The sequence below is a fragment of the Legionella tunisiensis genome, assembly GCF_000308315.1.
GTDB classification, from domain to species: domain Bacteria; phylum Pseudomonadota; class Gammaproteobacteria; order Legionellales; family Legionellaceae; genus Tatlockia; species Tatlockia tunisiensis.
The window spans coordinates 1-23,472 of the sequence record NZ_CALJ01000015.1; the positions used below are offsets into that span (position 1 = coordinate 1).

The window sequence follows — 23,472 nt, forward strand, 5'->3', positions numbered from 1 at the left end:
GGATGTTTCAGGTGCCCAAACATCGACTTGTGCTTCTGTATAATCACGAATATTTATAATATGAATGGTGTGATAATAAATTGATGCCAACGCTGCAGCATCTTCTTTTTTATATTCTCGAACCTTTATCATTGAATACTTCCGACATATTTATTTAAGCGCATTATAATCCGTATATATTTCATGCAAAACCCCTTTTACATCAGTACCTTTAATTGGCCAACATAATGTCTTCCAAAATGCCCATCCTAAGGCTCGTATCCAGGTATCATTATCCAATTGAACTGCATTTTTAAATAACTCTCGTTCTTCACTGGAAAAAAATTCCATGCTATTACCAAATCACATGCTGGATCGCCTATAGCAAGCTGGCCAAAATCGATAATCGCTTGCAATCTTCCACTTTGAACCAAAATATTTCCAATGGCTATGTCTCCGTGAACCCAAACAGGACTCAAGCGCCATTCAGAAGAAAGTGCATCTTGCCATAATGATGCAGCAAGACTTTGTTCATGAGAGTTTTTAATTTTAGGAATTGCAAGTCGCATTTCATGATCATAGGCATTTAATGAACCACCCCGATAAAAATTATGTGCGCCAGCCTGAGGACCACCTGTAGCATCTAAAGATTGAAATTCTTTTAAACATTTCCCTAATGCTTCTGCAAAATATTCTGTATCATGAATATTCTGTCTTGAAGCAGATTCCCCTTCAATCCAACGATTGATACTCCAATGCCACGGATAAGCTGATGATGGTTTTCCATGAACAATAGGTTGGGTGATTTGAAATGAAAGCTGTTTGGAGAGCCATGGCAACCATTCATATTCTTTCTCTATCTGCGGCTCATACTCCTTATAGCTAGGCAAACGAATCACCATTTCTTCACCTAAGTGAAACGTCCGATTATCCCAACCACTTTGAGCAACAGGATGAATGCGCAATGATTGCCATTGTGGAAATTGCTCGGCAATCAGTTTTTGGACTAAGTGTGTGTCAATTTTTACTTTATCCATTAAGACCTCTATAGTTTCTTTATTGTAGGTTGTCTATGAAACTTGTGGGTAATCCCAGCATGCTCAAAATCAAACTCAAATTTAAAACCTATTTTTTCCATAACTCGCAATGATGGATAATTAGTGTGCGCTGTAAAACAAATAATACTGGCCAAATTTAAATGCTTTTCAGCATAATCCAATGATGCTTGTCCCATTTCAAACGCTAAACCTTTTCCCCAGTAGACTTGGGCTATTTGATAAGTTAACTCAACGTCCTCTTTTTCATTTAATACAACTGTCTTTAATCCCCCGCGCCCAACAAAGTTGTGGGTTTCCTTGTCATACCACATCCAGGGAGCAAAACCATATTGATTGTAATGCGTCATATCCGATTCCAAACGATTTAAAGCCTGGTTCTCATTATATGAAACACCATAACATTGAATAAACTCAGGATTTGAAAGCATAATTGTATAGTCTTCGTGACAAGCTACTTGGGGAATAAATGCAATAAGACGAGGGGTTTCTATGATTGGTTTATTAACTCCAAAATGCAAAAAAGCTTTCTTACCAATAGCCTGACACAATTCACTCTTAGCATTGGCATATTCAATCGTATTGTCATGGATTTTGGTCAGGTTGAGTTTAAGTGCTTCATACTCTTTAGCAATACCGGGATAAACGCGCAAATAATCGCGAAACAATAGATGCTGTTCATACCAAGAAGATGGATAATTAACCAAATGAATCTGATGCGTACGCTCACCATATTCATTATCTTTTTGGAAATATCGCCGATGTGGAAAAACTGTTTCAAAAACTTGGTTATATCGATAACCCAAAGATTCAATTTTTTGGATATCCTCAGAAGTAAATTCACTCAAAGACTTAACACCAATTAAAATATCAATCACTGGTTTTGCATAAATGCCAGAAATAGCTGTACTGCCAATATGCTCAACTTGGATTATATTCTTGATATCCAATTGCAATAACTGTTGTTTTGCAATTCCAAATGCAGCTTTCCAGGCAGGATTATGAGGAAGTAAGGTAATCATATTCTAAGAGATTTGTATTTAATAATAACCAATATTGGGCTATCTTAACATATGTCTTAAAAGTGTATTAAAAATATTCATCATATCGAGGAAAAAATGATTGCAATAAAAAGGCTAGATGAATTGCATATAAATGAATTGTCATCCTATCTCAATCATTACCAAGAAACGACCATGTTCATTAGGAACAATTTATACCACTCAGGAATTACCTACCAAGATGCACCATTTCACGGAGAATATTACGGATCCTTTGAAAACAATAAAATTAATGGTGTTTTAGCTCATTATTGGAATGGTAATGTGATGATGCAAACTGAAAATTTTTCTGCATTATCAGCGTTAGTAGAAGAATTTGAGCTTAAAAGAACAAGACCAATTGCTGGAATACTTGGCGAAGACACCCAAGCCAGTCTTGTCATTGATAAGCTAAACTTAGAAGCGTCCCTATTTGCCATTAATTATCAGGAAAAGTTATTCTTACTTAATCTCGACAAAATGACTATACCTCAAGCAATTCATTCATATAGCTGCACACTTAAACCAGTACAAGATTGCGACATGGATATCATCAAAGAATGGCTTATCGCTTATCATATTGAAGCACTCGGGGACGATGCCGATAATCCCACACTTGAACAATCCATTATTGATGAAATTCAAGATACGCAGCTTAGCCAAAATCGATGGGTTTTATTTGTAAACAACACTCCTGTTTCCCTATGTGGATTTAATGCCAATTTACCTGATATTGTACAGCTCGGCCCCGTTTATACCCCGCCTTCATTAAGAAATAAAGGTTTTGCCAGAATTGCTGTGTATCTTTGTCTAAAACAAGCTGCCAACCGGCAAGTCAAAAGAGCAATTTTGTTCACCAATGATAATTCCGCTATATGCGCATACCAAGCCCTTGGTTTTCACCAAATTGGAAAATACCGATTGGCACTGTTAAAATAATGTGCTTGTTGGAGGTAAGATGTATGGTTAATCTTGAAATCATTAGTTTATTGTCATTAATTTTTCTAGGTATAGTATTTGGTTATATTACCGGACGATATCGTAAACGGGCAGCTGAAAATTGCGGTGAAGCCCGAGTCAGGCACGCTTTAGCAAAGTATTGCCAAAACAAAGATGCTCATGTTCTGAGTAATATTACTTTACGTTTAGAGGATGGTTCCACAACTCAAATCGATCATATTCTAATTACAACAAATGGTATATTCGTTATAGAAACAAAGCATTACAAGGGATGGATATTCGCTAAAGCCAACTCAAGAAGCTGGTCTCAATCCCTCTATTACGATAAATTCAGATTTCAAAATCCCATACATCAAAATTATAAACACGTTAAAGCCATTCAAAAGACTCTTGATTTTATAGATCCACTGCATATCCATAATATCGTGGTTTTTAGTGGCGCAGCAGTATTTAAAAGTACCAAACCCCATAATGTTTTTTATATAGAAGAATTAATCCCTGCAATCGAACAATACTCCGATAGTGCTTTAAGTTTAAACCGTGTTCAGTTTTGCGTTGGGCGATTAGAGTATATGCGCCTGGCATTAACACAAGAAACTGATATTGAGCATCAGGCATATTTAACACAACGATTTGGTAATCATTGTAAGAGTTAATGAAGACAACATCCTGCCGATGAATCACCGACTATCGAAACACATTCCCTATCGCATAAAAAGAACATAATAAGTTCATTTGCGTTCATTTAATATCAACAAGAAAAAATCTTGATTTCCAATACTGGCTTGATAATCTGAAAGCAACACAACTGAAGAGTCAGCGAAATTCTGACGAAACCACCAGGTCTTGTGATATGCCATCTTGTTCCCTAATTCCATGGCAAAGCGTTTAGCAGGGAAACCCCATCAGGAGATGTCTTTACGGCTTTACGCCCGAGGAGTGCTTTAAGCACATCATCATTAATATTCAGGGAAATCAACCGAAGTTTCGGTGATCTTTTTTGCATAACCCAATTGGGATGAACAGTCCTTTTTGGGGCTAATCCTCCCTACCCAAGGAGCTACCATGCAACAACAGGAACCAGTACAACTTGAGATTGAACATTTGCTCTTTGAGCTGAATTGTTGTGTGAATGATTTAAGCGGCCACCGACTTCAAATTAACACCCATGACATTCAGCAAGCAGAGCTAAGTTTAAACAAATTGGAATCACTGATCTCCTTTGTCAAACAGTTTGATACTCAACGAATCGCTTGTTAATTGAAGTAATTAAAGTCTTATCCGCATAACAGAAAACCACCTGCCTATGCGGATGTTTTTCTGTTATGCCGCTCACATTAAACAATAACAGGAGAATACAATGACTGCATCTTTAAACCGCGTTCAATTAATTGGCAATCTCGGTGCTGATCCTAAAAGCATCACCGGAAAAGACGGACAATCTTTTGTCACAGTCACTTTGGCTACCAATGAGTCATTCAAACAGAATGATGAATGGAAAACCCGAGTGGAATGGCATCAGCTGGTACTATTTGGAAAGCTAACCAAAGTCGCTAAATATTTAAATAAAGGGGCGCAAATATACCTTGAAGGCAAACTACGTTCTAATCAATGGACTGACAATGAAGGTAAAGCGCGTCAAGCCTTAAGCATTGTTGTCAGCCACATTCAGCTACTCAGCACATCCAAATCTACTGATGAATCAAGCAGCAAAACCGCAGAACAGCACATGGCTCAGATGCGAGAAATACTGCAACCCGATTCAGAAGAAATTCCGTTTTAATCATACCCTACCACGGGAGCAAGCTCCCGTGTGGGATTGCCCCCTTAACACAAGGAGATAATCCCATGGACACCCCTTCAATCTACGTCGCCTGTTTAGCCTCTTACAATAACTCCATATTGTATGGTGTTTGGATAGATGCCACGCAAAGCGAAGATGGCATCATGGAAGAAATTTGGGAAATGCTGGATAACAGCCCTGAACCCAATGCTGAAGAATACGCCATACACGATTATGAAGGATTCGGCAGCATCAAAATCCATGAGTACGAATCAATATGCAATATTGTTGAGTACACATCATTTATTAAAGAGCATGGGGAACTGGGCTTAGCCCTTCTCTGTGATTATTCGATGGATGAAGCACAAACCATGTTGGAGGAGCAGTACCAAGGTTGTTATGATTCAGAGGTTAATTTTTCCAGGCAGTTATTTGATGACTGTTATGCCCATCAAATGCCAGATAATTTGATCTACTACTTTGATTTTGAGGCTTTTGCTCGGGATCTTTTTATTAGTGATTATTGTTCGATAGAGTTTGGTGGACAGGCATATATTTTTTCAAGCTATTAAGCCCCTCTTTGGGGCTTCTTTTTTACTACTTTAAACTCTAAAATCACTTTGAAACTTCTATTAGGTTTTAAACAAATTATGTTATAGCCCGTTGATTCAATGTTACAATAATCGATTATTTAACTCAAAATGAACTAAAATGGGTTCTGGTGTATTTATAATTTTATCCGCAATACTCCATGCAGCATGGAATACATTTGCCAAACGCAATTCAACACCATATTACGAAGTATTGGGAATTATGAGTTTTGCAACTATATTTTCGCTTCTATTTATTCCTTTTTCTCTGGGCCATTGTTTGAAACATCTGATTCTTTTTTATGGGCACTAACCTCTGGTTTATTTGAAGGGGGCTATATAATCACATTAGCTATCAGTCTTAGTCAGTCTGCGCTGGGAAAAGCCTACATTATTATGAGAGGAAGCGCCATGGTAATTGTCTGGTTTATCTCGGCATGTTTCCTTGGTGAAAATATAAATTTATTTAGCATCATTGGTGTATTCTCTGTTCTTTTTGGATTGATACTAACAAGCCAAACTTTTAACCCAGATCAATCAAGGCAACTATTATTTCCTGTTCTATGTGGCATCTGCATTGCTGGTTATCATTTATGCTATGGTCGTTCTTTAGTATATGGTGCAAACCCAGCTGCGCTCTTTTCTGCAGCTTTATGGATTGCTTTGCCCTGTGTTTTTCTTTTGATGAAGAAAAACAAAGACAAACATTCAAAGAACAAATTAAATCTAATTGGAAAATGACTTCTCTAGGAGGAATTATAAGTGCATTATCTTTTTTGCTATTTTTAATCGGATTACGCCATTCTGAAGCCGGGCTAGCCCTTACTCTACGTAATACCTCAGTAGTATTTGCGCAAATATTTGCTTATTTTATTGGTGAAAAGATTTCTCAATACCAGTGGGTTGGAGCTTTCCTAGTAGCTTTTGGCGTTAGCTTAATATATCCATTCTAAAAGTGCTTGAGTCCATTGATCATTTGTCATTCATAAGTTGACAAAAAATTCCCTTAAAATACTCTATAGAATTATTAGCATTAGCGCTTAGCTGTAGTAGATAAGCATTTTTATTATCCCACCAAAGAGCATCATGTGGCCCATAACAATTATTAACACTGGCGATGTATATATTGCTCGAAATCATACCACTCTTCGGATTTAGGACAGTTAAATTAAAATTACTATATCCACTAAAAGAATTCATATTAGGCAATCTAGAAAGTGCTGGCTTCTTTATTGGGAAAGAGGCTTTATTGAAAACACGAAACCAGGCAATTTGGTTTTCTTTTCATTCTTCGGAAACATAACAAATTGAATTTCTTCTACTTGATTTTCATTACCATAAATAATTTGGCTATCTGGAATAAAGTCTAAGTTAAGATGGTTTAAATACTTGGTATAAGAATCCGGCTTGCTACTTCTAAGGATATTATACATTGGCCATCTTAAATTCCATAAACTTGAAGGTGGTTTATATTCATTTCTATTAATGCACGCATTTTCTACGCAGTTGTTGTAGCGTGACCAATACGATAGTTCAAAAAAGCTCTTTTCTAAGATTTCACTTGATGATGAAAGTGGAGAAAAAAATTTACAAAGTTCTAGGAACTCCTCATCCTTCAAATTTCCTTCAAGTAGACGAAGTTCAACATTAGTCCCATGGGATAAAAGACTTAACGTTTTCGATTTCGAATAATCATAACCAATCCAACAAATATTTTCCTGATTCAAAACGTGGGGTTTCATTTCCCAAACCCAATGATCGTATAAAGCAGCATGATCTAATGTTGATAAAGGCCCAAAATCATACAAAAATTGCTTACATCTTAAGAGAGCATTTTTATACTTAACAAAGTAGTAATAAGAGGAGAAATGAGCAGAACACCAAGCAGACCATTTTTTAAATTGATAATGACCAGGTTGTTCATTATAAGGAATATCCTCTACTCTAAGTATAAAGTTAGATAAAACTGCCTCATCAGTATTGGGTACCAAAATAACAAAATTTACCTTTTCTTGAGCTAGTGTAGGTGTGATTTCATGCACTAAATTCATTAATTAATTCCAATCATATATATTAAGATTGATAGTTATCTATAATCTGGCGGGACTAAACTAATTCAAATAATTGTTAGATTGAATGTTCTTTTTCTGCCTCTTTCGTTTCATGTATTTTGTCATTACTCATAAAAAACCCTGTTATCGATGCCCTTACATGATTTCCTGCTGCATTTTCTACTTTTTTATACAGTGCAGAATATTATTTTTAAAAATAACCAATCTATTGGGTTTGGGAACAATATAATATCCAATTCCGTCATCAGCATACTTATTCAATTCAGAGCTATTAAGATGGTATCCTACCTTTTTCTTCTTATTATTGATTAACGTCACTTCAGGATAATCGAAGTCAAGTTGAGGTGTAGGATTAATCAATAATTCAGCTCCCCAATTTATGTCCCAAATGGGATGGCAGTAATATACATAGGCACCTGAAATTTTGTACTTACCATCAGTATGCCAGGAAAGACCTGAGCCTCTAGGATATAGATAAGGTCTAGCATAGAAAAAATCCCAATCTCTATCTTTGAAACCAATTAAATGAGAATAATCAGAGGATCTTGCAATTAATTCATTTATAAATAAATCAATGGTTGTGTTTGTAGGGTAAATTTGCTCTGTTGTACAGGCTTCAGGCCTAGGATGAGAAATAGTAACGCCGCCCCATAAAGGAGATCCATCCTCAAGACTAAAAGCATTTACCCATTTAGAAGAGTGAACAAACTTGAATTTTTCAGTTTGAATAAAATTCCAAATTTTTTCAAAAGCTGATAGCTCTAAGAAGTCATCAATTACAGCAAGAACATCATTGTTAAAACTAAATTTCATATCAATATAAAATTATGAAAGGAGATATAAGCATCTCCTTTATTTACCAAGGCATATATTCATCCTTATCTTCATCGGCATCAATTCTATTAGAATAATATACGTTCATAACATCTCCTTATTAATATCCTTGAATAACAGATTCGGATTATAATTTTATTATTTCACCAAAACAATAATATTAAGGCGTGTTTTTTTACACTATGATCCATATAAACCCACAAAATGATTATTTATCTCGTATTTTGTTTATATTTAGATCAAATAAATTGTTACTCTTTCACTAATTGGCAAAACAAATTCATCATAGTGATTTGATCGACGTTATTTGGTACGGAATCCAGCAACGCTGGAGAATAAACCACAATTGCCATACATTGTGCTCTTGATACCGCAACATTAATGCGATTTTTATCAAAAAGAAAATTTAACCCGCGAGGAGACTCGTTAGCACTGCTTGCGCACATGCTTAGAAACACAACAGGCGCTTCTTGCCCTTGGAATTTATCTACACTCCCTACCCTAGCCTTATCTCCAAGAGCCGCTTTGAGTTTATTGACCTGATAATTATATGGAGCAACAAACAATATATCTTTCCAATCAATCATTCTTTGTTGACCGTTTTTAGCATTAAAAGTCCTTCCCAACAATTCATGAGCCAAAACAACAATTTGTTCAATTTCTTCGTCACTAGCTTGCGTATTGCCTTCATGCATCACGGGTACAGTGATTATTCCAGCTTCCTTGTTTAATACACCATGATACCCTGCAGGTACAGTTATCAATTGCTCATTGTTCTCTGGGGCGGTTTCCAATTTACCCTCATATATAGCTTCGCTAATGAAGTGGTTTACAGCCGAATGCATACGGTATGTTGTTCCCAAAAATACACCCATGGAATCAGGTATAGTTGGGGTCGAATGTAACAGATAATCCAAAATCGATAAGCCACTGTCCTCTGGATGGCTTCCTTGTGAAGGCTGACCTAATTGCATCTGATCCCCCATTAAGATGATATTGGAGGTTGATTGACTCATAGCAATTAAATTGGCAACACTAACTTGTCCTGCTTCATCAATAAACAGATAATCAAAGGCATTTTTAAGATCATCTCTGGAAAAACCCCAAGCGGTAGTTCCTACAACACAGCCAGCCTGCAAAAAACCAGCAATATCTTTATTTTCCAGCACACTAATCTTCAAATCATCAATAGCTGGGTCAGTATTACTTGCACAAGCAAAATATGCCGTAATTCCCTCTTTATGGCAGTATTGGGCAGTGCTAATCAATAAATTATTAATCGCTTTATGGCTATTGGAAGATATGCCTACTCTCTTACCTCGTTTAATCAATTCAGCAATTAAATGTTTACCCGTGTATGTCTTACCAGCTCCTGGTGGTCCTTGTATCGTCAGATAACTGTTATTCAGATTCATAACTGCCTGAATGATTTCATTCAATCGTTGTTTAGGATCATGGCTAGGAGCGATTGGCTGACCTGAATTATGTCCATTGATTCTGGGGATAGATTTACCCAGAAAATCAACTATAGCTGTTTGCGCAAGCTCCCCTTTTGCAAACGCTTCCGCCTGCTTTGTAATTGCTTGAGGTATTGGGTCAGGCTTAATATATTCATTCGGAATCAAAGTAATCGGGCTATCTGGCTCATCTTTTATCTGCAGTGCAATAATCCCATGATCCAAATCGCTACCTTCTGCATGATAAGCCGCTTTAATGTTTTTACCATCGGGAGTCTCATTCCCTAACAAATAGTAATCTTTTGCATTACCCTTGAATTCCTGAGTTGGATCAAATGAATATTCATAAACTAAATTACGAGCTTTGGGGGTTGGCTTATAAGGTAGTGTTTCAGTTCTATGACAAAAAGCCAGGCAATCAATATCATCTAATAATTCTTCTTCACTTAACCCTAATCGATCAAACAGACGCCAAAACACAGGTTTTGATTCACGTCTATGAAACTCGATTGACCATGCCATCACAGTATTAATTTTAGATAATTGTTCCTTACCCTCATCTTTTAATTGCGAGACTCGTGCCAGCAAGTTATTGCGAAGCTTAATACCCTCATTAATTTCTTCTTTAATTTCAGGCTCAACTAATTCTGTTTTACCAAGGAAGCAAATGCCGCTGGATTTCTGCTTGTCTCGTAACCAGACCACTAACTCTTGAGTAGAATTACAATCATCAATATTGTAAGAACGGATATCATTTAATACCTTGGAGGTTTGCCAGGTATCACCGTCAGGATTTTCTCGCCACCGTTCGTAAACAACAACCGAGTCTCCTCCAGAACCTACCTCCGTATCTCGTTTGGCACGGTATAAATGCTCAACATTTTTAATCGAATAACGTGGTTCGCCTATTAACAAGGCACCTTTTACAATTTTATATAAATCAACAAATACTTCATTGCGTAGCAACTGGTCAACTTCATATTCACACACACCATATCTGCCCATTAGTTTACGACAAGCTGTAATTTCATAACTGGCATAGTGGTAGATGTGCATGGATGGATCTTGTTGCCATCGTTGATAAGTCCATTCAATAAATGCTCTGAAACTCTCTTGTTCTTGATCTCTGTTATGCGCCCAAAAATCCATGTACTGACGTTGGTTATTATCGTCAAAATAAGTAACACCCCAAAGATACTCCAAACCTCCGTCTTCCAGCGGGAATCCTTCAATATCAAAAAAGATATCATTTTTGGATAGTGGGGGTAGTAAAGCCAATCCCTGCTTTTTTCCATCATCATTATTGATTAATTGGTAAGCTGGTATTTCTTTTCCAATACTTTCTTTTTGGATTTTGGCTTGAGCTTTTAGCCGATCGAATATTTCAGGCTTTATGCCTTTTGCAGTGTTACCATTTGATTCAGCTAAAGCAGTCATGGTATTGATACCGGCTTTATTCAATTTTTTGATTTGGCCTGAAGTAATGGTAGCGACTTGAATCAGGTGATCGGCTTTTAATAGCAGACTCTCGGCATATATGCTCCATCTTCCCCAACTTCTTGATGAAGCTGGATCTGGACATTTAGTTGGTTCAAAATGTAGATGCTCAGTTAAAAATTTATGTTTAAGATTCTTGTAGAAATAAAATAATCATTAATCCTGAACCGCTTTTGTTCTTTGTTGCCCAAGACTATGGTGATGTGTTCAGCGCTGGTAAGTTGCATTGCCTCAAGCATTTCGGCATAACAACATAGTTGTATCAGAAAATAGGGTTTAACAGATTTGGCTAACTTGGTATCCCAAACTTCGTAGCAATAATTCCCAAAAATGCTTTTCCCTTCAACCTTAACTAAAAAATCCGCATATCCTCTAAACGGTACCAATTCCAAATGAGCTTGGTAAATGATATCTACCCCTTTCTGCATTGCATCCATAGTAGCCTGATATGAATCCGTTCGTTTGTGTAAATTGGCTACAGTTAATCCGCTAGCTTCATATGCAGCTAATATCTCTAATTCATGTTGATTTCCCATATCATGCAACACGCTGAGCAATTCATCTTTTTCATCAGAAGCCGGCAATAGGTCTGGATGAGTTATTGCAAGATGTTCCATCCATGATGCAAAGGGGCTTTCCATAAACAGAGTCAGGTCTGATGGTGAGAAAACAATTTGGTTGGATTCAAGATGCATTTGGAATTTATCCTCGTTTTTTATAATTAAGCCTTTCTTAGGGGGCTTAAATTCCGAAACTTAACAACAAAGTGATCAATTATTGCTCTACACTGTATTTAACTCTTGGAGAAAAATATGGACATAAGAACTTCATTTTATTGGGATGCCAAAAGTAAAAGCATACACTATTTAATATGCGATTTTACTGAAAATGAATTTAATTTGCTTGTTGAACCAAGACAACTTGATATGAATTTGAATGATTTTGAAAATAACATGAAAAAACTGTCCAGGAATATTTCGAGCAATTAATTAGTTTAAACCCTCAAAACATCAAGATTGAATATAAAATTCTGGCTAGTGGAAGTCCCGCACAACTATTCCAAAAATATCGAACTACCTCAGATTACTCAGAAATAGTAAAAACTATTTTTGAAACAGCAGTTGAAGAATTCAATGCAAATGTTTCAATTAATTTGCAACCACAAACTAAATCTCTTTTAACCGGAAAGCCTCTAAATCAGTTCAAAAACATATTACATAGACTTGGATTGATTAATTCTATGAGAAAAGATGCCTATAAATGGCATTTGTGGTCAATTTTGATACATGCAACAAATTCAACATATAATGAAAAAATTCGAAAGCAACTTTGGAAGCCACTCATAGACAGCTTAAATTCATCGAGAGGTAGTGAGATGCGGTATGAAGAGTGGATTGCACAAGCATCAATAAATTCTTAGATGCTTCTTTAATCCTATAATGAATAAGTAAATCTTTTTCATTATTCTTTAAACTAATTTCGAAATCTGTTGTTAAACTATGCAAGGTGGTTCTATGTCGCATAATTTTTTTAAGTCTTTTTTACTAAAGCAATTTTTAATAATTTTAACTCACCTCTCACCCGAAGATAAATCTCAGAAATAGGCTTAATATTTATTACGCTCATTTGAACCATTTCCAGAAAGTGTAGCCAGAAGTGTAGCCAAGAATTTATGTTAGGGGATGGGGATTCGTTAAAACCCTTACTGGGCTTGGTCGGGACGGAAGGATTTGAACCTTCGACCACTAGCACCCCATGCTAGTACGCTACCAGGCTGCGCTACGCCCCGATTGGTAGCGAATAATAGCTTGTCTCCGAGAAAATGACAAGATTGTTTGCAAAACTTGGCTTTCTTCTCTTTTCCATCATGTGGTAAAAAACGCCACCTTAGCCTGTCAATTAAAAAATGGATATTCGGATCGCTAAATGTTCCGTTAATAATTCGCAAGTATAATAAACGAACAATTATAGCGTCCTAGTAAGATTACAATGCCCAAGTATAAATTAGCACCCCTTGTTTTTTCGAGACTCATTCAGATGACTCAGTAACCACCTTCATCATTAGGAATCTGCCCTCCCTGATTAAGATGGGTTATCGAGCAATCTGCTTTGAGACAGAGGTGGGGCGAACATTAGAACAAATGATAGGTACCACCTATTTCGCTATGCAACATCTTCGTAGCAGAATGGCTGAACTGCGTGATAAGGAATTGGAAATAGCTGTTACTCAACTCAATGCCGCAAAGGGAAAACATGCTTTCTTTTTACATATTAAAGATAAGCCCATTAGGTATAAAGGCATTGATATGTCAGCAGAAAAACAATTAACGGTGGGCATCGATTCTGTCGAAAGAAATGAATTCCTCGCCAGCAATATTATGACAGCAGCCGCCGAGTTTGATGGAGGAATTATTGTCATTACTGGCTTTGGTCATTGCATAATCCAGCAAATGATCGCCCACAAAGATGAAAATGCGGCTCAATATCTCTGGTATCATTTATATAATCCAGAGTACCCAAACCTAAGTCGTCAACAGCTCGTATTAGCCTATGAAAAGCGCGGGTATAATCACTATTTCCCGTTAGGACTCAATATGTTTCGAATAGACGATACAAAATTAGCACCTCATTTCATAGAGGCAGTTAGTTCGAAATGTTACTCGTATCGACCTGAAGAATTAGATACCTCAACGACCCGAATACTGAAAAGCATACTAGGTGAGAAGCTGTCTTCTCATTTGCGAATTGATGATGCAATGTATGTCGATGCACTCATCCCGATTGCAGAAACTGCGGAGAATCGTAACCAATCGCCAAAAGAATTTTTAAACGACTTATCGGTTCTCTTAAGAGGCCTTTACTACGAAGTTCAACCGATTGATTTGAATAAGAAAACGAAAGAGCCTCATGTTGTTATTAGAAATATTAATACCACAGAGGTTGCTTCTAGTATCTTCTATCTTACAAACTCAAAATCCGGTTGAGTCATGAAGTAGCGCGATATGAATCCTAAGGGATCGGTGAAAAAGAGGGTAGATCCAAACTCTCATCCTCATCGGGATCCGCTTCACCGGTGGTTTCAGGGCTAGGCATTCCCGCGCCAAGAAAATCATCTTCATCGCCACCAGTCTCTTGGTTTTGGTTCAACGTATTGGAGGAACCCTCTTCTCCCAATACAGTACCTAACCCGGAGCTAATTACCTCGGGCAGCTCATCAGTAAGCTCATCCATAAACTGCTGAACAGGGGACATCACTGTATCCACAATTTCTTTTACTAGCTTAACATCCTGTTCTGCTTCGTCTTCTTGTGACGAATCGTTTGTTTGTGATGGCGATGCTGATTGTGGCGAATCTGACTGGTCTATTAAATCACCAACAACTGGCACATCCTCAATAATTCCCGCCTGTGGCACTACTGATACTACCGTATCTACGATTTCTTTTACTAATTTAACCATCGCTGTCTCATAAATCGACAAATAACATACCTAAAGTATAGATGTTAATTCAAAGAGGGATCACAAGCATTTCTAAGATCTCTAAAGATTTGTAGAATGAATGGATTAGGATAAAAATTTGCAATTAGCGGTGTCAATTACAGGAGGTTATAAATGCTGCGTAGCATTGTCGAGCACGTTCATCCATCGCTTATCTTTCTTAGCTGGGTTTGCATTTTTACGGCTATAAGCAGCTTATTTTTTATTTAAAAGCCAGATATTACAACGAGGAAGGCAGTCAGGACATTGTCCGCCTGGTAGTCAATATTATCACGAACTTCTATAGTATTTTTTAGGCTTTATCGTTTTTATTTTGTGGACAGATTATACCAATGCCCGCAATGTTGTCATCGATGAAACAACAAAGCTCTATATCATCTGGAAAAGCAGTATAGACTTTCCACCGGCGACTACTCAAGTCATCCAAAACGACTTGTCGCACTATATTTCAACCGTGATTAATCAGGAATGGCCTGCCATGTCAAAAGGCCATGACAGCCCGCAAGCAGAACAAGCAGTGAGCCAACTCTATAAGAATCTACTGACCTATCGGCCGCAAACAGCTATTTTACAGTCCTTTTATGACAAGACAGTCAGTGCCTTGAATGAGGCGATTGAATACCGCAATCATCGGCTCAGTATGCTCGATATTTCCATACCTACAGCCTGGTACGTCATGATCGTTATTGGATCCTTTTTTATCATCATCATGTCTATCTTTTTATGCACAACCTGTAAAACACATTATTTCATGCATATCCTGCTCTGCCTCTTTTTAGGCTTCTACCTTACGGCAACCACCATATTAAAGTATCCCTTTTCCGGTTTTATTACGGTGTCCAATAAGCCTTTCGCCAAACTGCTGCATAATACCGTGCAAACGCCGGCACAGGCTGTAAAATCGACTGAACGCAAGGTTGCTTAAGTACCGGGCTAAGGTGACCTCTTAACCCGGATATGGTGATGAAAGACCTTAACCAAACGCATTGATTCCGGTGATATGGCGTCCAAGCACCAACGTATGCACGTTATCAGTGCCCTCATAAGTAAAGACGGATTCCAGATTCAACATGTGGCGGATAACATGGTATTCCAGGCTAATGCCATTACCACCTAAAAGATTACGGCAGTTACGGGCAATTTTTAACGCTTCACGGCAGGCATTTCCTTTAGCCAGAGAAATCATGGCAGGCGTCTCGCGTTGCTGCTCTTTTAGACGTCCAATTTGCAAATTGAGGCATTGCGCTTTAATAATTTCACTGTACATGTCAGCCAACTCTTTTTGAATCAACTGAAACGAGGCCAGCGGCTTATCAAATTGCTTACGCTCCAGCAAATAATCACGTGTGATGTCAAAGCAGGCCCTTGCCGCCCCCATAGCTCCCCAGGCAATACCATAGCGCGCCTGGCTTAAACAGCTAAGGGCTGCCCCCAAGCCTTTGTCGCTTTTGGGTAGCAAATTAGCCTCAGGAACAAACACATCTTCAAACACCAACTCGCCGGTTATGGACGCGCGTAAAGACATTTTATATTTGATTTCGGGGCTGGAAAAACCTTTAAATTCTTTTTCTACGATAAACCCACGAACACCTTCATCCGTTTTCGCCCAGACTATAGCAATATCAGCGATAGGGGCGTTGGTAATCCACATTTTTGCGCCATTCAAACGCCAGCCGCCTGTTACTTTCTGCGCAGTAGTCCTCATACTGGCCGGATCTGAACCGGAATCTGGCTCCGTTAAACCAAAGCATCCAACGATTTCGCCTGCTGCCATCGCCGGTAGAAAGCGCATTTTCTGCTCTTCACTGCCATAACGAAAAATGGGGTACATGCATAAGGAACTTTGCACAGAAACAAAACTTCGCAATCCGCTATCGCCTCGTTCTAATTCCTGACAGACAAGGCCATAAGCAACATAGGAGGCTTCCGCGCCCCCGTATTGGGCTGGCAAGGTCAATCCCAGTAATCCCAGTTCCGCTGATTTCTTAATGAGCTGCTTGGGAAATTGGGCATGCTCAAATGACTCTGTCATGAGAGGGATTACGTCATGACTAACAAAGCGGGCAACGCTGTCGCGAATCATCCGTTCATCATCATGCAATTGTTCATCAAGAAATAACAAGTCGTCCACGCTCTTTCTCCCTTTTAACTGAGTTTAAGGCGATAACCGCTGCAACAATAGAGTCACGGCTAGGCAGCAAATACTGCCAGGCTGTACCTAAAGGAATGAAGCAATCTTCGCCAGTAATTCGCTTAATTTTTATGCGGTTTGCTGCCTGCTCTACTAACATAGTCATCAAACCTTCACTGATAGACGCACTTTGCCGCCCTTCATCAACAATCAATACGCGCTTGGCTTTTGCTATTTCGCGTAGAATCGCTTCGGTTGGCAGAGGACTTAACCAGCGTAAATCCACTATTTTTACCTCAATACCATGTTGCTCATGGAGTACTTTGGCGGCTTGTCGCGATAAATAATAACCATTGGCATAGGTCAGAATAACCGTCTCCCCTTCACCATAAACACCCACTTCACCCGGTTCAATCACTTGCTCTACGGAGGGATAATCGAATAACCAGCCGTTATCGCCTGTTTCATGCAAATCTTTCGTCATATACAAGGCGATCGGCTCCAAAAAGACGACAACACGCCCATCTTGATGAGCCAGCTTCATACAAGTACGCAGCATTTTGGCCGCATCAGGACCGTTGGATGGGCAAGCGACTATTACACCGGGTAAATCACGTAGAACAGCGATGGAATTATCATTGTGAAAATGCCCGCCAAAACCCTTCTGGTAAGCTAACGACGCGATGCGAATAACCATTGGATTCTGATATCGGCCATTTGAAAAGAACGATAAGGTAGAGGCTTCTCCACGTAGCTGATCTTCTGCATTGTGCAGATAAGCTAAAAACTGAATTTCTGGTACTGGCAAAAAGCCGTTATGCGCCAAGCCAATAGCAGTACCCAGAATCGTCGTTTCATCCAGCAACGAATCAAATACACGCCGTTGACCAAAGCGCGCCTGCAGATCCGCAGTGACTCGGTAAACGCCCCCTTTCTTGCCAATGTCTTCACCAAAGATCACCATGTTAGGGTATTGCATCATGAGATCGGTTAAGGCGAAATTGATGTGTTGGCAAAGGTTACGCTTCATGGTTAATTGATTCCATGTACTGCCGTAAATGTGTGCCCTTCTTGCCTCATCAGGCAGTGGATAAACCGTCTTGTTAGTCTTTTTCGGCACAATGGAGGACATGACCTCTTGGGCACTGTTGATCTTAGGCAACCGAATCGCCTCCGTCGCTTTGGCTTCAATCAGCGAACGATTATCTTCATATAAATCAAGCATTGCTTTGCAAGTCATCCATCCTTCACGATGAAGCAGGCCTGCCGTATGCAACAAGGGATCATCCGCTTCACGGCGTTCGATCTCGCTTTGATGATTATATTGCGATTCAATATCAGAACCGGCATGCCCCAGGAGACGTACACATTTCATATGGAGAAAAACGGGCTGCTTTTTGATTCTTGCCAACCGCTCAGCCTCGTTTGCCTGGAGATAAATATCGGCAATATTCAGACCATCACAAGCCAGATAATGCCAACCAGGTCGCTGCTTAACGGAGGCTTCTATCCAATTGGCCGGCGTGGGAACAGAAATCCCAATCCCGTTATCTTCACAGATAAAGACCAGCGGCAAGGGATAATGTTGACTCGCTACCCAAGAACAGGCATTGAGTGTTGTTTGTGCCGAAGCGTGGTTCGTTGAGGCATCGCCAAAGGAACAAAGAATAACCGAATCGTCTGGTAGTTTACTCACGATTGCCAATTCTTTTGCGCGTGTTATTGACAAGGCACACCCTAACGCCTTAGGCAGATGCGACGCAATCGTGGACGTTTGTGGTGGAATATTAAGCGGCACACTGCCGAATACTTTATGCCGCCCCCCAGCTATCGGATCAGCTGCGGCTGCAACCAGAGACAAGAGAATATCCTTGACGCCATCACAGTTTTTTACTTGCTTGGCTCGTTGAAGGTAAAAAGCACCACTGCGATAGTGCAAAAAAGCCATATCACTTGCTCTGAATACACGGGCCAGAACAGCATTACCTTCATGCCCACTGCTACCAATCGTATAATAAGACAAGCCTTTTTCTTTCAACTGACGAGCAATCAAATCCAACAAACGCGATTTAATCTGAGAATCAAACAATTCAATCGCCATTTTTTTATCCATGCCCACATCCAGGGGACGGATAACCGATTTACTCTGCGGAAAATCCGCCTGAGTCAGGCGGTTAATAAATTGTGCATCGACCACACTTGCTCTGTCTAACATCGTTACACCCTGTCTTGTTAGAGCTTGTCCAATGACAAGTACTCAATATCCCCATAAAGGCCAATGTCTACAGCCTTTAAAATTAAGGGGTGATATCCCTTCCTGTCGACAATCTATCAAGAAATTGCGATAACTGCCGATAACAGTGGGCATCAGTATAGTGAAATGGCTTGATAAATGACAAGCAAATTAAATTAAAGGACTACCGACATGCCTGTGGATATAGGTTATACCCCGAGTATCCGGCTAAATCCTATTCAGGAATTAAAAATAACAAAACCCGATATAGAACTTTATGCTGGTCAAATCTTAAAAACTGTCGTGGTTAAAGAATTAAATGAAAATCAGGTGCTCATTAATATTAATGGCCAGAATATCAATGCCAATACGGCGCATCATTTTGATGCCGGCGAGTTACTAGAGGTCAAAGTCGTCTTTGCTAACGGTGAAACGATCTTGCAAGTATTGCATGAGCCGCCTCCTTTAACACCGATACAAACGGCGTTGTTACAAGCCTTGCCCAAGCAAGCTTCAGCGACCCACTTACTGGCGTCGCTGACTGCCCTTGAAACGATGCCCAATCTTCCTGCAGCAGTACAACAGCAATTACATCAATTAATTGCCAGTATTACTCCGCTTACCCAGTTACCACAGCACTTTGCTCAGGCAATTCGACAAAGCGGTCTTTTTTGGGAGGCGACCCTCTTGGCATCGCAACAGCAAGACGTTTCTCAAAGCCTAAATAACGATTTTAAGGGGCACTGTTTGCGCCTGCTCATTGCCTTACTTAATGAAGGTATTACACCAGCCAATCCTGCACCGAACTCAATGGTGCAACAATATTCACAGGATGATAATCTTCCCTTACCAGGCGCTATCCCACAGCCCCATCATCGTTTACCTTTACCCAATTTTAATGATTATCCAATCAACTCTATTTTGAGAGTCTTGCTGGAGCAAACCGAACAAGTACTGGCACGAATCAAGACCAATCAACTCTCGCATTTGCTTCATTCGCCGGATCAACCCTATAGCTTAATGCTCGAGCTCCCTCTGCGTGTCGATGCCGATCTCGAACTCTTGCCTCTCCTCATTAAAGAACATCGCCAATCGGCAACAACAGCCGAATCAAGCTGGTCGGTAACGTTTGCAGTCAGTCTTACTCATCTGGGTTCTCTCCAGGCAAGACTAAAATTACAGGACCGATTAATTGATATCCAAATTAACGCAGAAAAATCCGAAACCGTTGATTTGTTGGCAACGCATCAACAAACCGTTGCTGAATTACTTGCCGCTTTGGATTTGGATTTAGGCCTCTGGTGCTTGCATGTGGGTTTGGAAGAGGATGATATTGATACAAGTAATCTGCGTTTGCTGGATTTACGCGTATGAAAAAAGATAAACAACAAGCAATAGCCTTGCGTTATGATGGCAAATCAGCCCCTAAAGTAACGGCGAAAGGAGAAGGTTTACTTGCCGAGCACATTGTTAAAATTGCGCGGGAGCGTGGTATTCCGCTACAGCAAGACAAAGAATTGACCGCCTTGCTTGCCGAAGTACACTTAAATGAAGAAATCCCGCCCAAACTTTATTTGGCAGTCGCTCAGTTGTTAACCTTTCTTTACTATGTGAATGGAAAAACACCGGCTGACTACCAATAATTCGAAACGCGACTGTCATGGCTGCATGTTTCGAACAATGTTCAAGAGACAAACTGGCAAACGATGTACAAATAATCTACAATTCTTAATAGATAGCGGACTAGGGGTCAATTATGAAATGGATAGCACTAACACCTGCCGTACTGTTATTAACAGCGTGTGGTTGTTGCACGAACTCCGTAGCGTACCAGGAAGTCAATGTCGCCCCCGTTGTCGCAACACCGGTTTATTATCCAACCCCTGCTTACTATTCAAGGCCTGTTTATTATGATTCTGCTGTTATCATCGATAATGCACCTGTCGATGTAACCACAACAACAATTGAATATTATTAATAACGCCCCATTAAATAGTTCTCATAATAGCCTGGCTGCAAGCAGTTCAGGCTACAAGCGTTTACATCAAATAATAAAAAACCCGGCCAGCTAGAAGCGATGACCGGGTGACTAATTTCTGATTACCTCATCTTTGGTAGAGCTAATCTATCATAGAGCATATTTACTAAAATATACCGCCTTTAGGATGTTCAGAAACAGAATAACTGTCATCCTTACTTCCAACCCTGATATCTACTATTTCCTCTTCTACTTCTACAGGGTTTTCTACGACTTTTAACAAAGGCTCTCTAGGTTCATTTCTTTGCGAAGGCTCTTTCTCAACTTTCGGTGCTGTCACACCAACAGCCGGGCTAGTGATATATTGTTGAGCAGTGACCTCACTGTATTTACCCTTGCGCAAACCAGACAAGTCTTTTGCCAATTGCTGTTCTTCTGTTGTTTCTGCAACATAAGACAGAACCCCAGCGCGAGCGTTAAGGAATATACCGCGAGTTTCGACATCGCTGGTTCCAGGCGTTCCAGTCGCCATTTCCACGAAGTCATGTTTAGCCTTGGTACTTCCGTATTCGCTATAAACTCGAGCTTTTTCAGAGGGTGAATCATTGTAACTGATGATTCGTCCTTCCTCGGCAAATTGCTTTTTCATCATTGCACGTTGGTCAGCCTGCTCCCCTGCTCTATCAGCCGAACTCATACAACCGCCTCTTAAGCTTCCCAAGCTTTCAGCCAAGAGACCCTCATAAGTACTCTTGTACATTTCCCTTCGATCACCCCAATGCTTGTACCATTGTGGCGCACTAAAGGGCAGCGTAAGAATACCAACAACTGCCTTTAAGCCTAAAGCGGCCACAGTCATTGCTCCACGGACAGCCCAATCGGCCAAGTGGCCTAAAATAGGAACCTGTCGTACATAGTCGCGAGTAAAATTGGCAATATTACGGCGAGCGGAGCCCAACCAGGTTTCATGAACCGTACATTTTAATTCCACTGCAGCTTGTGCACTTAAGGCAAGATTTTCTCTGACGTCTTTGTCTAAACCAGCAAACTGGCCATCATCTTTTCTTAATTCGTCAGTAAGATTTTTAATAGCCTTTTTTACGTTTTCCCCACGAAATTTATAAGGCGTAAACAAAGAATGATCACGAGAATTTAGAAAATCTGTAATGGTTTTCAAATCCTGGTTGTTAGGGTATTTCTCCCCTACTTTATTAAACATCGTAACGGCATTGCCAATTAATTGGCGAGCGTCGTTAAAGTCATTATTCCTGACACGGGTACGAGCACTCCACATGTTGATCCCATTATTGGTTTCCAATAAATCAACATTAACTCGTTGCCAACCTTCAGGAATCTCTCCATTGTATGGATCTTTTGCAAACCTTTCATTTGATAAGAATTTGATTTCACCAGTATCCTTGTTTCTAAATATGGTACTGTTTTCTATCATCTTACGGACTGCAGCATTGGCCTCTGCTTTAGAATCGATAACCGATGCTTGCACTTTAGAGGCTTTGGCTTTGGATTGATCTGGGGAAAAAGTGACTTCATCACCAATTAACGTTTGGTGCAAAATGGTGAATGGGATAGGCTCATTCTCATCAATGAAAGGCCCCCATTTTTCCATGAAACTATTTAATCCAGATTCTAACCGGGCTTTACTTACTAATTGCAAATGATTCCAATCTGTAACATCTTGCCGGCTCTTGGTTGCACCAACGTTCAAAGGCTCTGTAACAGCCACACGCTCATGGTAACTGATATGAGTCACTTCACCATTCTTGTCAACAGTAATATCACTGCAATCAAACGCATTGGCAGGATTTGGAGTAAAGCGCGACATCGGAGTAGAAGAAAGTTTCTTCATAGTTTCCAAATTGTCACCCATGAACTGCTCAAACCACCCAGGATTTTTTCCTCCGCCACCAACTGCTTTAGCCAGTTTAGTTTTCCAAGGTTGAGCACCATCCCAAAAATTAATAGGCCCATCAGAACCAATCTGTTTAACCTCTGCTTGGCCAAACTCCATTGGTTCAGCGTAACGCAGCATTTGAGACTCGCCATGCTTGCCATTTTTTCAATGACACAGCTTGGGGTACACATGTCTTTTTTCCACAAATAGTCACGGACAAAATTAATGGCTTGAATCGCTTCGCCGCGGTTTGCTACCACAGCATGATGCTCTAACAAGTTAGCTAAAGCACCGTTAAAGCGCGCCAATTCTTTTCGTGCGTTTTCCATTCCTTTGGCAGGGTTCTCATTATTAAGATGAACTTGCATATTCTTTTGGAATTTATTGAGTAACTTAGTCAAATCCTTTAGCGCTTGATTATCGAGACCTTGCTGAGGATGGCATCTTAAAATT

Annotated in this window: 19 protein-coding genes, 1 tRNA gene and 3 pseudogenes; 12 read left to right on the forward strand and 11 right to left on the reverse strand. The window is 39.6% G+C overall.

All coding sequences use genetic code 11. From position 1 onward, the window contains the following. Positions 1-248 precede the first annotated feature (248 nt). Both BN58_RS20905 and BN58_RS27885 read right to left on the reverse strand, forming a co-directional pair. A complete protein-coding gene (locus tag BN58_RS20905) occupies positions 249-1,016 on the reverse strand; it encodes an aminoglycoside phosphotransferase family protein (protein WP_232220233.1) in 768 nt (255 codons plus the stop codon). An 8-nt stretch (positions 1,017-1,024) separates the two neighbouring features. Then, positions 1,025-2,056, reverse strand: a complete 1,032-nt coding sequence (locus tag BN58_RS27885; protein WP_019215224.1) for a bifunctional GrpB family protein/GNAT family N-acetyltransferase — start codon at positions 2,054-2,056, stop codon at positions 1,025-1,027. A 96-nt stretch (positions 2,057-2,152) separates the two neighbouring features. On the opposite strand from BN58_RS27885, the gene BN58_RS00905 reads away from it, so the two are divergent. The 7 genes from BN58_RS00905 (at position 2,153) to BN58_RS32295 (ending at position 6,360) form a co-directional block, all read left to right on the forward strand. After that, positions 2,153-3,013, forward strand: a complete 861-nt coding sequence (locus BN58_RS00905) for a GNAT family N-acetyltransferase (protein WP_019215225.1) — start codon at positions 2,153-2,155, stop codon at positions 3,011-3,013. Between the two features lie 23 nt (positions 3,014-3,036). Further along, a complete protein-coding gene (locus tag BN58_RS00910; RefSeq protein ID WP_019215226.1) occupies positions 3,037-3,690 on the forward strand; it encodes a nuclease-related domain-containing protein in 654 nt (217 codons plus the stop codon). A gap of 409 nt (positions 3,691-4,099) precedes the next feature. Further along, positions 4,100-4,294: a hypothetical protein gene (locus tag BN58_RS00925; protein ID WP_019215228.1), complete on the forward strand. Its 195-nt coding sequence runs from the start codon at positions 4,100-4,102 to the stop codon at positions 4,292-4,294. Positions 4,295-4,394: 100 nt separating this feature from the next. Further along, entirely contained in the window at positions 4,395-4,817 is a 423-nt protein-coding gene (locus BN58_RS00930) for a single-stranded DNA-binding protein (protein WP_019215229.1), read from the forward strand. A 65-nt stretch (positions 4,818-4,882) separates the two neighbouring features. After that, positions 4,883-5,389, forward strand: coding sequence for an antirestriction protein ArdA (locus BN58_RS00935; RefSeq protein WP_019215230.1), 507 nt, complete (start codon positions 4,883-4,885; stop codon positions 5,387-5,389). A 294-nt stretch (positions 5,390-5,683) separates the two neighbouring features. Beyond that, the gene (locus tag BN58_RS32290) at positions 5,684-6,148 is read left to right on the forward strand and encodes a hypothetical protein (RefSeq protein WP_232220234.1); all 465 of its coding nucleotides are present in this window, start codon (positions 5,684-5,686) and stop codon (positions 6,146-6,148) included. After that, complete coding sequence (locus BN58_RS32295) at positions 6,145-6,360, forward strand: EamA family transporter (protein WP_232220235.1); 216 nt, start codon at positions 6,145-6,147, stop codon at positions 6,358-6,360. Before BN58_RS32290 ends, BN58_RS32295 begins: the two co-directional genes overlap by 4 nt. 19 nt (positions 6,361-6,379) lie before the next feature. Here the strand turns inward: BN58_RS32295 and BN58_RS20925 are convergent. The 4 genes and pseudogenes from BN58_RS20925 to BN58_RS00965 form a co-directional block, all read right to left on the reverse strand. Then, positions 6,380-7,458: pseudogene (locus BN58_RS20925) on the reverse strand (hypothetical protein). Between the two features lie 76 nt (positions 7,459-7,534). Next, a pseudogene (locus tag BN58_RS20930) lies at positions 7,535-8,292 on the reverse strand (2OG-Fe(II) oxygenase). Positions 8,293-8,564: 272 nt separating this feature from the next. Beyond that, a pseudogene (locus BN58_RS20935) lies at positions 8,565-11,962 on the reverse strand (TM0106 family RecB-like putative nuclease). A 1,017-nt stretch (positions 11,963-12,979) separates the two neighbouring features. Beyond that, positions 12,980-13,056 (reverse strand) — tRNA-Pro (locus tag BN58_RS00965). 331 nt (positions 13,057-13,387) lie between these two features. On the opposite strand from BN58_RS00965, the gene BN58_RS20950 reads away from it, so the two are divergent. Further along, positions 13,388-14,251 carry a hypothetical protein gene (locus tag BN58_RS20950; protein ID WP_156812292.1) on the forward strand — a complete coding sequence of 288 codons (864 nt, stop codon included), beginning with the start codon at positions 13,388-13,390 and terminating at the stop codon, positions 14,249-14,251. Between the two features lie 25 nt (positions 14,252-14,276). On the opposite strand, the gene BN58_RS00975 is transcribed toward BN58_RS20950, so the two are convergent. Further along, positions 14,277-14,726, reverse strand: coding sequence for a hypothetical protein (locus tag BN58_RS00975; protein WP_040915981.1), 450 nt, complete (start codon positions 14,724-14,726; stop codon positions 14,277-14,279). A gap of 340 nt (positions 14,727-15,066) precedes the next feature. Here BN58_RS00975 and BN58_RS20955 point away from each other — a divergent pair, with 340 nt between their 5' ends. Next, entirely contained in the window at positions 15,067-15,690 is a 624-nt protein-coding gene (locus BN58_RS20955; protein ID WP_083852070.1) for a bestrophin-like domain, read from the forward strand. A 48-nt stretch (positions 15,691-15,738) separates the two neighbouring features. Here the strand turns inward: BN58_RS20955 and BN58_RS00985 are convergent, their stop codons facing one another. Beyond that, positions 15,739-16,896, reverse strand: a complete 1,158-nt coding sequence (locus BN58_RS00985; RefSeq protein ID WP_026069167.1) for an acyl-CoA dehydrogenase family protein — start codon at positions 16,894-16,896, stop codon at positions 15,739-15,741. Then, a complete protein-coding gene (locus BN58_RS00990) occupies positions 16,874-19,111 on the reverse strand; it encodes a thiamine pyrophosphate-dependent enzyme (RefSeq protein WP_019215238.1) in 2,238 nt (745 codons plus the stop codon). The genes BN58_RS00985 and BN58_RS00990 overlap by 23 nt, the downstream gene beginning before the upstream one ends. 210 nt (positions 19,112-19,321) lie before the next feature. On the opposite strand from BN58_RS00990, the gene fliK reads away from it, so the two are divergent. The 3 genes from fliK (at position 19,322) to BN58_RS01005 (ending at position 21,107) form a co-directional block, all read left to right on the forward strand. Next, positions 19,322-20,503, forward strand: coding sequence for a flagellar hook-length control protein FliK (gene fliK, locus BN58_RS00995; RefSeq protein ID WP_019215239.1), 1,182 nt, complete (start codon positions 19,322-19,324; stop codon positions 20,501-20,503). Further along, complete coding sequence (locus tag BN58_RS01000) at positions 20,500-20,772, forward strand: EscU/YscU/HrcU family type III secretion system export apparatus switch protein (protein WP_019215240.1); 273 nt, start codon at positions 20,500-20,502, stop codon at positions 20,770-20,772. Before fliK ends, BN58_RS01000 begins: the two co-directional genes overlap by 4 nt. 113 nt (positions 20,773-20,885) lie before the next feature. Next, positions 20,886-21,107, forward strand: a complete 222-nt coding sequence (locus BN58_RS01005; RefSeq protein ID WP_019215241.1) for a hypothetical protein — start codon at positions 20,886-20,888, stop codon at positions 21,105-21,107. A gap of 166 nt (positions 21,108-21,273) precedes the next feature. Here BN58_RS01005 and BN58_RS01010 read toward each other — a convergent pair whose 3' ends face one another. Next, positions 21,274-22,995 (reverse strand): hypothetical protein, encoded by a 1,722-nt coding sequence (locus BN58_RS01010; RefSeq protein WP_019215242.1) that lies wholly within the window; start codon positions 22,993-22,995, stop codon positions 21,274-21,276. Next, on the reverse strand, positions 22,971-23,472 hold a 502-nt coding region (locus BN58_RS32300; RefSeq protein WP_232220237.1), incomplete at its 5' end, for a hypothetical protein. The genes BN58_RS32300 and BN58_RS01010, both read right to left, overlap by 25 nt.